The sequence below is a fragment of the Falsihalocynthiibacter sp. CO-5D18 genome (assembly GCF_041205445.1).
GTDB classification, from domain to species: Bacteria; Pseudomonadota; Alphaproteobacteria; order Rhodobacterales; family Rhodobacteraceae; genus Falsihalocynthiibacter; species Falsihalocynthiibacter arcticus.
Map to the genome: position 1 here is coordinate 1 of NZ_JBGFCF010000041.1, position 2,836 is coordinate 2,836.

The 2,836-nt window shown below is 56.1% G+C and carries 2 protein-coding genes and 1 pseudogene; all 3 read right to left on the reverse strand.

Annotation, left to right across the window (positions count from 1 at the left end; translation table 11 throughout):
• Positions 1–397 precede the first annotated feature (397 nt).
• Positions 398–1,003 (reverse strand): annotated as a pseudogene (locus AB9F27_RS21655) (IS630 family transposase).
• Between the two features lie 41 nt (positions 1,004–1,044).
• Positions 1,045–1,263 carry a helix-turn-helix domain-containing protein gene (locus tag AB9F27_RS21660; RefSeq protein WP_369758172.1) on the reverse strand — a complete coding sequence of 73 codons (219 nt, stop codon included), beginning with the start codon at positions 1,261–1,263 and terminating at the stop codon, positions 1,045–1,047.
• A 102-nt stretch (positions 1,264–1,365) separates the two neighbouring features.
• Positions 1,366–2,836: FGGY-family carbohydrate kinase (locus tag AB9F27_RS21665; RefSeq protein WP_369758173.1), on the reverse strand; the 1,471-nt coding region annotated here is incomplete at its 5' end.

The window sequence follows — 2,836 nt, forward strand, 5'->3', positions numbered from 1 at the left end:
AACTGCACGCGTTAACAGGACCCGCGAAGAGATAGTACAAAAGTCAGCTGCAACAACCAAGGCACCCCGCCGAGGGTTTCAGGCATCACAGCCCGCAAAGCAGAAAAGGACTTGGTTCGCGGAAGCCATCTACTGCCCCGGCAGACAATGCTCGCATCACCGAGAAGGAGGGGCCAGCGGTTAAAACTGCGCAAACAGGCGCCCCTCGGGCATGCATTGCCAGCAACGGGACGTAAGACTGCCTCTGGCAAATGCGCAGATTACATCAAATATATCTCGCTATGCAGGAGCCTTCCACAAACGACATACCAACAAACAGCAGCATTTTTAATTGTTATATCCGACGCACTACAAAACCAGAAAGCTTTGATTTGAAGATTGCCTCGGCGAATTGTTTTTAGGTTTTATATTGTCGATTATGGGTGACATGCCTGTGCAGGACTGCCCAGAGGTCCTCAATCGGGTTGAGATGTGAACAATATGGCGGCAACGGTATCAAGTGAATACGACAGTTTTTGCGCTACAGGAAAGCCCTAACATGAGGCCCTTTGTGGTAGGGTGCGTTATCCCAAATGACATGTATGATGGGTTTATCGAGGTTGCGGGCTTCGATTTTGGCCAATAGTTGCACGGCACTTGTGCCATCGACGGTGATTGGTTCGACAAACGGCGCATCGAATGTCTCTAGGCTTAACGCGTCGTGGATATTGACGCGCCCGCGTCCAGATGCTGTCAGAAGTGCTGGGTTTGTACCTTTGCGCACCCAGCCAAAGGCAGGTTTGCTTTGATATTCTGGGTGGTCCGCGTCCGCGAAGTATACGGCCTCGTCAGCGGCAAGTGTATTGAGCATATTTCCGTAAAATGCGATGAAGTCGGCCTGTTTGATCGGATCAGCCACTTTTGGCTTGCGATACACAAACCCGAGACGCGCCAACAGCCTGATACAGCCCGAATGCGCATAAAGGATGCCAAATTCGGCGGCGATATAGGCCCTAATTTCGATGGTTGAACGGCAAAACCGAGCTTCAAGTCAATCCCGTAAAACTATTTCCCGGCCGCCGCCATCCGTGACTGACCGCCTTCCCAACCATCATAAGCGGCCCCCTCCCCACCCTCATTCTGATATTGCTTGAACCAACTGCGGATCGTGTCGTCATCCAAGTTGAGAAATTTTGCGATCCAAGCACAGCTCTCGCCATCATCCAAAAGAAACTGCGCATTCACCCACCGCGCAACCCCATGATCCGCGCGCTGACGCTTCACGCAAGAAAGTAATCGCGACGATCTAAAGGCGAAAGAAAACTGGGCTGGATCATAAGTTAAAGCGGAATCCTGCGACTGCGGAAATTGACGACGTAACCAGCGTTAGAGAGCCCGTGCGACATCTTGAAGGCGCTGGAAGGCGGCAAAGCGCGCGTTATGTGCATTTTGAATGTCCCCGATCACCGGAATGTAGCGGTCCTTCAGGGCTGACATTTTTGCCATTGCTGATGGCATATCAGCGAATTTTCCGGCGGCGACAGCCCCCAAAATTGCCGAACCCAGAAGAACCGGTTCCTCCGCGCAGGTTGCAATGACCGGCACGCCTGTGGCGTCGGCCAGCAGTTGTCGCACGAGGTCTTGTTGCCCCGCGCCCCCGCTGATCATGATCCGTTTGATCGGCGCGCCATTCACGGCTTGGGTTTCAATGATCTGGCGCAGACCATAGCCAATGCCACACAGCCCCGCGATATACAGCGCGATCAGACTGTCGATATCGCGGTCCATTCCAAGCCCTGCAATCACGGCGCGCGCGTGCGGATCTGCAAAGGGCGCGCGGTTGCCGAGGAATTCAGGCACGACGTGCAGCCCTTCCGCGAGGCGTACCACTTCTGAGAGGTGTGTTGCTTTTGTGGCCGCAATATCGGCAAGCCAAACTGGCAGCGACTTGTTTTCGGCCTTCGCTATTTCGTTCGCCTCAAGGGCTGCGGGATGCATCGAAAGGAGTTGGGCGATTGCGGCGCCCGTCGCCGATTGACCGCCTTCGTTTAGCCAAGCGTCGGGCATCATCGCGGAGTAATACGGGCCCCAAACGCCGGGCACGAAGGCCGGCTCCTGCGTTGTGGTCATCGTGCATGACGAGGTGCCAAAGACATAACCCATGCATTCGGTCGGATCGCCCGCGGCGCCCACAGTTCCGATGCCGCCCGCGTGGGCGTCGATCAGGCCCGCGCCAACGGGGGTGCCTGCTGCCAGCCCCAGTTCTGCGGCGGCTTTCTCGGTTAGTCCGCGTCCAAGGGCCACCCCGGGGGCGACTACATCTTGCCCGATCCGCTTAAAGCCTTCTTCGGCCAAAATACCCAAACCAACCTCGCGAAAATACGTCTCGTCCCAGCGGTTTTCATGCGCCAGATAGGTCCATTTACAGGTGACTGTACAGGTTGAACGCGCGAGGCTATCGGTTGCTTTCCAAGTTAAGAAGTCGGTGAGATCGAAGAATTGCCACGCGGCCTCGAAGACCTGTGGGCGGTTCTCGGCAAGCCAAAGCAGTTTGGGCGTTTCCATTTCGGGTGAAATCACGCCGCCGACATATTTTAACACGCTGTGACCCGTGGCATTGATGCGTTCGGCTTGATCGAGGGCGCGGTGGTCCATCCAGACGATAATGTTGCGGTTTGCATCCTCAGACGGGCCAACGGGCAGCGGGGCACCATCGGCCCCTAGAACGACGAGCGAACAGGTGGCGTCAAACCCGATCCCCGCAATATTGCTTGCCGCGACACCCGATTGCGCCATCGCGGCGCGGGTTGCGGCACAGACCGCCGCCCAAATCTCGGCGCTGGATTGTTCGACGATA